The organism is Plantactinospora alkalitolerans (assembly GCF_015690345.1).
GTDB classification, from domain to species: domain Bacteria; phylum Actinomycetota; class Actinomycetes; order Mycobacteriales; family Micromonosporaceae; genus Plantactinospora; species Plantactinospora alkalitolerans.
The window spans coordinates 26,180-33,805 of record NZ_JADPUN010000331.1 but is presented as its reverse complement, the minus strand read 5'-3'; the positions used below and the strand labels follow the sequence as shown (position 1 = coordinate 33,805).

Annotated in this window: 6 protein-coding genes; 3 read left to right on the top strand and 3 right to left on the bottom strand. The window is 71.0% G+C overall.

The annotated features are described in order from the left end of the window. The 3 genes from I0C86_RS35785 to I0C86_RS35775 all read left to right on the top strand — a co-directional run. Nucleotides 1-2,082, top strand: a 2,082-nt coding sequence (locus I0C86_RS35785; RefSeq protein WP_196205732.1) for an RNA degradosome polyphosphate kinase, incomplete at its 5' end; no start/stop codon positions are given. Nucleotides 2,083-2,156: 74 nt separating this feature from the next. After that, complete coding sequence (locus I0C86_RS35780; protein ID WP_196205731.1) at nt 2,157-3,686, top strand: CYTH and CHAD domain-containing protein; 1,530 nt, start codon at nt 2,157-2,159, stop codon at nt 3,684-3,686. Continuing rightward, a complete protein-coding gene (locus tag I0C86_RS35775) occupies nt 3,674-4,603 on the top strand; it encodes an NUDIX hydrolase (RefSeq protein ID WP_196205730.1) in 930 nt (309 codons plus the stop codon). Before I0C86_RS35780 ends, I0C86_RS35775 begins: the two co-directional genes overlap by 13 nt. A 216-nt stretch (nt 4,604-4,819) precedes the next feature. Here the strand turns inward: I0C86_RS35775 and I0C86_RS35770 are convergent, their stop codons facing one another. From I0C86_RS35770 to leuC, 3 genes are all read right to left on the bottom strand, one after another. Further along, entirely contained in the window at nt 4,820-5,395 is a 576-nt protein-coding gene (locus I0C86_RS35770; protein ID WP_196205729.1) for an HU family DNA-binding protein, read from the bottom strand. A 174-nt stretch (nt 5,396-5,569) separates the two neighbouring features. Next, on the bottom strand, nt 5,570-6,157 hold the full coding sequence (gene leuD, locus I0C86_RS35765; protein WP_196205728.1) for a 3-isopropylmalate dehydratase small subunit: 588 nt from the start codon (nt 6,155-6,157) through the stop codon (nt 5,570-5,572). 14 nt (nt 6,158-6,171) lie between these two features. Continuing rightward, nucleotides 6,172-7,626, bottom strand: a complete 1,455-nt coding sequence (gene leuC, locus I0C86_RS35760) for a 3-isopropylmalate dehydratase large subunit (RefSeq protein ID WP_196205727.1) — start codon at nt 7,624-7,626, stop codon at nt 6,172-6,174.

The following is a 7,626-nucleotide window of genomic DNA, read 5'->3' as shown; positions in this document are numbered from 1 at the left end:
CCGGCGGAACCGCTGCCGCCGGACCGGTTCCTGAACCGGGAGCTGTCCTGGCTGGATTTCAACGCCCGGGTACTGGCCCTGGCCGAGGACCCGGACACCCCGCTGCTGGAACGGGCCAAGTTCCTGGCCATCTTCGCCAACAACCTGGACGAGTTCTACATGGTCCGGGTCGCCGGCATGCAACGGCGGCTCTCGGCCGGGCTACCGGTCCGGGGCGGCGACCAGATGCCGCTGCGTACCCAGCTTCAACTGGTGTCGGAGACCGCCGCCGACCTGGTCGCCCGGCATTCCCGCTGCTTCGTCGACGAGGTGATGCCCAAGCTGGCCGCCGAGAACATCGGTCTGGTCCACTGGGACGACCTGCCCACCCCGGAGCGGCAGCGGCTGCGGACGTACTTCCGGGAGCAGATCTTCCCGGTGCTCACCCCGCTCGCCGTCGACCCGGCGCACCCGTTCCCGTACATCTCCAGCCGGTCGCTCAACCTCGCCGTCGTGGTCCGCGAGTCCGACGCCGGATCGGAGCTCTTCGCCCGGGTCAAGGTCCCCAACAACGTGCCGAGGTTCGTCCGGGTCGAGCGGGACGCTCCCGGTAGCCGGTTCCTGCCGCTGGAGGACCTGATCGCGGTCCACCTCGACCAGCTCTTCTCCGGCATGCAGGTGGTCGAGTGCCATCTGTTCCGGATCACCCGCAACGCCGAGGTGGAGGTCGACGAGGATCGGGACGAGGACCTGCTCCAGGCCCTGGAGCGGGAACTGGCCCGGCGCCGGTTCGGTCCTCCGGTACGCCTGGAGGTGGCCGCGTCGGTCTCCGACCACGTACTCGACCTGCTGGTCCGGGAACTCGACATGGACAGCCAGGACGTGCTGCGGATTCCGGGGCTGCTCGACCTGTCGTCGCTGTGGCAGGTCTACAACGAGTGCGACCGGCCCGACCTGAAGTATCCGCCGTTCGTGCCGGCCACCCATCCCCGGCTGGTCGAGGGCGAGGTGCCGCGCAGCGTCTTCGCCACCCTGCGCGACGGCGACATCCTGGTGCATCATCCGTACCACTCGTTCTCCACGAGCGTGCAGCGGTTCATCGAGCAGGCCGCCGCCGACCCCAGCGTGCTGGCCATCAAGCAGACCCTCTACCGCACCAGCGGCGACTCGCCGATCGTGGACGCGCTGATCGACGCCGCGGCCGCCGGAAAGCAGGTGGTGGTGCTGGTGGAGATCAAGGCCCGGTTCGACGAGGTGGCCAACATCGGATGGGCCCGGGTGCTGGAGCGGGCCGGCTGCCACGTGGTCTACGGCCTGGTCGGGCTCAAGACGCACTGCAAGACCGCCCTGGTGGTACGGCAGGAGGGGAACCAGATCCGCCGCTACTGTCACATCGGCACCGGGAACTACCATCCGAAGACCGCCCGGCTCTACGAGGACTTCGGCATGCTCACCGCCGACCCGGAGGTGGGTGCCGACCTCACCGATCTGTTCAACGTGCTGACCGGTTACAGCCGGCAGACCTCGTACCGGCGGCTGCTGGTCGCGCCGCAGGGCATCCGGAGCGGCCTGATCGAGCGGATCGAGCGGGAGGCGGAGAAGGCCGGTCGGGGCGTACCGGGTCTGGTCCAGTTCAAGGTCAACTCGCTGGTGGACGAGGCGATCGTCGACGCGCTCTACCGGGCGTCCCAGGCCGGGGTGCACGTCGACCTGCTGATCCGGGGGATGTGCACGCTCCGGCCCGGTATGGCGGGGCTGTCGGAGAACATCCGGGTGCGGTCGATCCTCGGCCGGTTCCTCGAACACTCCCGGGTGTTCCGGTTCGGCAGCGGCGGGCCCGAGGACGGCACCGAGTTCTGGATCGGTTCGGCCGACCTGATGCACCGCAACCTCGACCGCCGGGTGGAGGCGCTGGTGCAGGTGACCGATCCGGTCGCCCGAGCCGAGCTCGACAAGCTGCTGACCCTCTCGCTGGATGACGAGATCGACGCGTTCGAGCTGTCCGGGGACGGCAGTTGGGCCCGCCGCACGGGCAGCCCGGACCGGCCGCCGATCCACCTGCAGGAGGCGCTGCTGGGCCGGTTCTCCGGGCACGCCAAATGATCCGGACACGCCAGGTGATCCGGGCACCCCGTCAAGGCGGTGGCTGCCCCGGACGGGCGGACTAGGCTTGCCCGATGCTGGAGGAGGAGCGCAAGTACGAGGTGGACCAGGAGTTCCTCCTGCCCGAACTGTCCGGCGCCGTACCGGCCGGTGGCCGGCTGCTGGAGCTGCCCCCGGTGACGCTCACCGCGACCTACCTCGACACTGCCGACCTGCGGCTGGCCCGGGCCGGTGTCTCGCTGCGCCACCGTCGGGGCGACGCCCTGCCCTGGACGGTCAAGTTGCCGGCCGACAGCCCCGGCGTACGACACGAGATCTCCCGTCAGGGCCGACCGAAGACTCCGCCGGCCGACCTCGTCGCGCTGGTCACCGCGTACTCCCGAGGAGCGGAGCTGACCCCGGCGGCGGTGGTCCGGACCGTCCGCCGGGCGTACGAACTGCGCGACGACGCCGACCGGGTGCTGGTGGAGCTCGCCGACGACGCGGTGTCGGTGCTGGACGGCAAGCGGGTCCGGGCCACGTTCCGCGAGATCGAGGTGGAGCGCAAGCGCGGCGAGCGGGAACTGCTCGACCGGGTGGAGTCGGTGCTGACCGGCGCCGGTGCCCGGGCCGGTGGCTTCACCCCCAAGCACGTCCGGGCACTCGGCGCGGCGGCCGAGGGCGAACCTGACCTGGTCGCCCCGGGCGAACTGGCCGCCGAGCCGAGCGCGGGAGACGTGGTGGTCGCCGCGATCCGCCGCAGCACGGGGCGGTTGCTCGGACACGATCCACTGGTCCGGCTGCGGGCACCGGTCGGGAACGACGACACCGCCGTACACCAGATGCGGGTCGGCTGTCGACGGCTCCGCAGCGACCTGCGGACGTTCGGGCCACTGGTCCGCAAGGCCTGGGCCCGGCCGCTGCGGGACGAGTTGAAGTGGCTCGCCGGGATACTCGGGCAGGCCCGCGACGCCGAGGTGCTTCGGGCCCGGCTGTCGCTTACGGCGGCGGCCGACCCGCTCAGCCCGCTCGACCCGGCGGCGGTCGCCCGGATCGACCGGGTGCTGGTCGCCCGGCACGAGGCGGCGCTGGCCGCCGTCGACGAGGCACTCGGCTCGGCGCGTTACCTCACCCTGGTCGAGGCACTGGTGGACGCCGCCCGGACGCCACAGTTGACCGGCCGGGCCGGACGACCGGCGACCGAGGTCCTGCCCCGGCTGGTGGCCCGGCCCTGGCACCGGCTGACCGACGGCGACGACGAGGTCGACGGCGCCGCCGATCTCGACCCGGAGGCACCGGACGAGCGCTGGCACGCGGTCCGGATCAACGGCAAGCGGGCCCGGTACGCCGTCGACGCCGTCGCCGGAGTACTCGGCGGCGAGGCGGCGAAGCTCGCCCGCGCGCTGAAGAAGGTGCAGGACCTGCTCGGTGAGCACCAGGACGCGGCGGTCGCCGCGCAGACCTGGCTGTCGATCGCGGAACTGGAGCGGGGCGACCACGCCACGGCGGTCACCGCCGGGCGGCTCTTCGAACGGGAGCGGGCCAGCGTGCACGCCGCTCGGGCCGCCTTCCCCGACGCCTGGGGCCGGACGGCGCGCAGACGCCGGACGGCATGGCTGCGATGACTCCGGTACGGGCAGCGGGTGGAGTGGTCTGGCGGCCGTCCGGCGACGGCGTGGAGGTGTGTGTCGTACACCGTCCCCGGTACGACGACTGGTCGCTGCCCAAGGGCAAGCTGGATCCGGGGGAACATCCGCTGACCGCCGCCGTGCGGGAGGTCGCCGAGGAGGCCGACGTACGCGGGGTTCCGCAGGTTCGGCTGCCCCTGGTGCACTACCTGATGCGGGACGGTGCGCCGAAGGTGGTCGAGTTCTGGTCGATGCGGGCGGCCGGCACGGGGGGCTTCCAGCCGCAGACCGAGGTCGACGACGTGCGCTGGCTGCCGCTGGGCGAGGCCACCCGGCTGCTCAGCTACCCGCACGACGTACGGGTGCTCGGGGACTTCGCCGCGCTGCCGCCGGTGACCGCGATGGTGGGGATCGTCCGGCACGCGCAGGCCGGGAAACGGGGCACCTGGTCCGGGCCGGACACCGCTCGACCGCTGGACACCTCCGGCCAGGCACAGGCCGACGCCCTGGCGGAACTCCTGGCGTTCATCCGTCCGGTACGCCTGTTCTCGGCGGCGCCCCGGCGGTGCGTACAGACGCTCCAGCCCCTGGCCGAGTTGCTCGACCGGCCGGTCGAGGTCGATTCCGCCTTCGACGAACCGGCGCCGGGCCAGGACACGGTGGAGAACGCCCTCGCCGCGGCCGGCGCGCTGCTCGACCTCGCCCGCACCGGCGGCTCGGTGGTGGTGTGCAGTCAGGGCAAGGTGATTTCGGAGGCGCTGGCCCGGCTGACCGCCCTGGCGGATCCGGCCGAGCCGCCGCAGGACTTCGAGACCGGGAAGGGCACCGGCTGGCTGCTCGCGTTCGCCGCCGAACGGTTGGTTGGCGCCAGCCGGCTGGACGGCGCGGACCGGCTTCTCACCCCAGACTCCTGACCTGCGTGGCGACGTCGTCACGGGCACAGCCGCCCGGAACGTAGTACGCACAGGGTACGGGGATTCCGAGCCGTCCAGGAGCCGCTCAGGGCCCCTGCGACCCCTTCTGCGGTACGACTTCGGCCCCACGGACCCTCTCGGCCGGCGCCGATGGCGTTCCCGGACAGCACCAAGGGCGTCCCCGGCCGAGCCGGAGACGCCCTCGCGGTGCCCAAGTCAGCGCTTCGCGGCCTTCTTGGCCGGAGCTTTCTTGGCGGTGGTCTTCTTCGCCGCCGTTGCGCGGGTGGAAGTGCTCTTGGCTGCCGTCGTCTTCTTCGCCGCCGTCGTCTTCTTGGCCGTGGTGGCCTTCTTGACGCCGGTGGCCTTCTTCGCCGGAGCCGTCTTCTTGCCGGCCGTGGCCTTGGTGGCGGTCGCCTTCGCCGGCGCCGCCTTCTTGGTCGCGGTCTTCTTCGCGACGGTCGACTTCGCCGTCGTGGCCGTGGCGCTCTTCTTCGCCGCGACCGTGTTCTTCGGGGCCTTGCCGCTGGCGACCATCTCCTTGAACCCGGCGCCCGGCCGGAAGGCCGGAACCGATGTCTTCTTCACCTTCACCGACTCGCCGGTGCGAGGGTTGCGGGCTGTTCGAGCACCGCGCACGCGCTTTTCGAACACCCCGAACCCGGTGATGGCCACCCGATCCCCCTTGGTGACCGCCGCCTGGACCTCCGCGAGGACCGCGTCGAGCGCCGACGTCGCCGCCTTCCGGTCACCCAGACGCGCGGCAAGAGCCTCGATGAGCTCGGCCTTGTTCACGACTTCCCTCCCAATGTGCAACTGGACTCAACGCGAGCCATTCTGCGCGCACGGTATGCCCTGTGCCACCGGGACACAAACATCTGCTCGAAAAAACCCATTGTGTCGCAACGGATTCGCCCCCGCCGGACGGACCGGCGGGGGCGAAATCGACTGTGTGGTCGAGCGTTCGGCCTATGCCACCACGGGCCGGAAGGGTGAGCGGCGCCCCTCGTACGCGGTGATGTCCGCCTCATGCCGGAGGGTCAGTCCAATGTCGTCCAAGCCCTCCAGAAGCCGCCACCGGCTGAAATCGTCGAGCGGGAAGGACCAGGTGTCGTCGCCGGCCCGGACCTCCCGGGCGGTCAGATCAACGTCGATCCGCACCGCCGGGTTGGACTCCACCAACGCCCACAATGCCTCGACGGCCTTCAATTCGAGCTCGACCGGCAGGAGACCTTCCTTGAGGGCGTTCCCCCGGAAAATGTCGCCGAAGCGGGGGGCGATGACAACCCGGAACCCCCAGTCCCGGAGAGCCCAGACCGCGTGCTCTCGGGACGACCCCGTGCCGAACTCCGGGCCGGCAACCAGAATCGACGCACCGGAATATGAGGAATCGTTGAGAACGAATGTCGGATCCTCGCGCCAGGCGCTGAAGAGACCGTCCTCGAAGCCCGTCCGGGTCACCCGCTTGAGGTACACGGCGGGGATGATCTGATCGGTATCCACGTTGGACCGGCGCAGCGGAACCGCCGTACCGGTGTGCACGGTGAACTTGTCCATGTCAGCTCAGCCCTTCACAGGTCGGCGGGAGCGGCCAGGCGGCCGACCACGGCGGTGGCCGCGGCGACCGGTGGCGAGACCAGGTGGGTACGACCGCCCCGGCCCTGCCGGCCCTCGAAGTTGCGGTTGGAGGTCGAGGCCGAGCGCTGGCCCGGCTGAAGGGTGTCCGGGTTCATGCCGAGGCACATCGAGCAGCCGGCGAACCGCCACTCCGCACCCGCCGCCGTGAAGACCTCGTCCAGGCCCTCGTGCTCGGCCGCCTCGCGGACGGCGGCGGAACCCGGCACGACGAGCATCCGTACCCCGTCGGCGACCTTGTGCCCGCGCAGGACGTCGGCGGCGGCCCGCAGGTCCTCCAGGCGGCCGTTGGTGCACGAGCCGACGAAGACCACGTCCACCGGAACGTCCCGCATCCGGGTTCCGGGCTTGAGGTCCATGTACTCCAGGGCCCGCCGCGCGGCCGTCTGCTCGGCGTCGGTGACGAACTCCTCGGGATCCGGCACCACCGCGTTCAGCGCCGTACCCTGCCCCGGGTTGGTGCCCCAGGTGACGAACGGGCTGATCCGGCTCGCGTCCAGCACCACCTCGCTGTCGAACGTCGCGTCCGGGTCGGTGGGCAGCGTCCGCCAGTACTCCAGTGCCGCGTCCCAGTCCGCGCCCTGCGGAGCGTTCGGGCGGCCCTTGAGGTAGGCGAAGGTGGTCTCGTCCGGCGCGATCATGCCGGCCTTGGCGCCCCATTCGATGGACATGTTGGCGATGGTCATCCGGCCCTCCATGGAGAGCCGGCTGATCGCCTCGCCGCGGTACTCCACGATGTGGCCGCGCCCCCCACCGGTGCCCACCTGGGCGATCAGCGCCAGGACCAGGTCCTTGGCGGTGACTCCGGGAGCCAGTTCACCGGTGACCGTGACCGCCATCGTCCTGGGACGGTTCTGCGGCAGGGTCTGGGTCGCGAGAACGTGTTCCACCTCACTCGTCCCGATGCCGAACGCCAGGGCACCGAACGCGCCGTGCGTGGCCGTGTGTGAGTCGCCGCACACGATCGTCAGGCCGGGCTGGGTCAGTCCGAGTTGCGGCCCGATCACGTGCACGATGCCCTGGTTCTCGTCGCCGAGCGGGTGCAGGCGGAGACCGAACTCCGCGCAGTTGCGGCGCAGCGTCTCGATCTGGGTCCGGGAGGTCGGGTCGGCGATGGTGAGCAGGTCACCTCGCCGGGACCGGAACGCGGGATCGTCGTACCCGGTCGGGGTGTTGTGGTCCTCGGTCGCGAGCGTGAGGTCGGGTCTGCGGACCGGGCGACCGGCCATCCGCAGGCCGTCGAACGCCTGCGGACTGGTGACCTCGTGCAGCAAGTGCAGGTCGATATAGAGCAAATCCGGCTCACCGTCAGCGGATCGCACCACGTGAGCATCCCAGACCTTCTCGGCCAAGGTCCTGGGCGAGGACGGCTCTGGAGTGACTCCCACCAT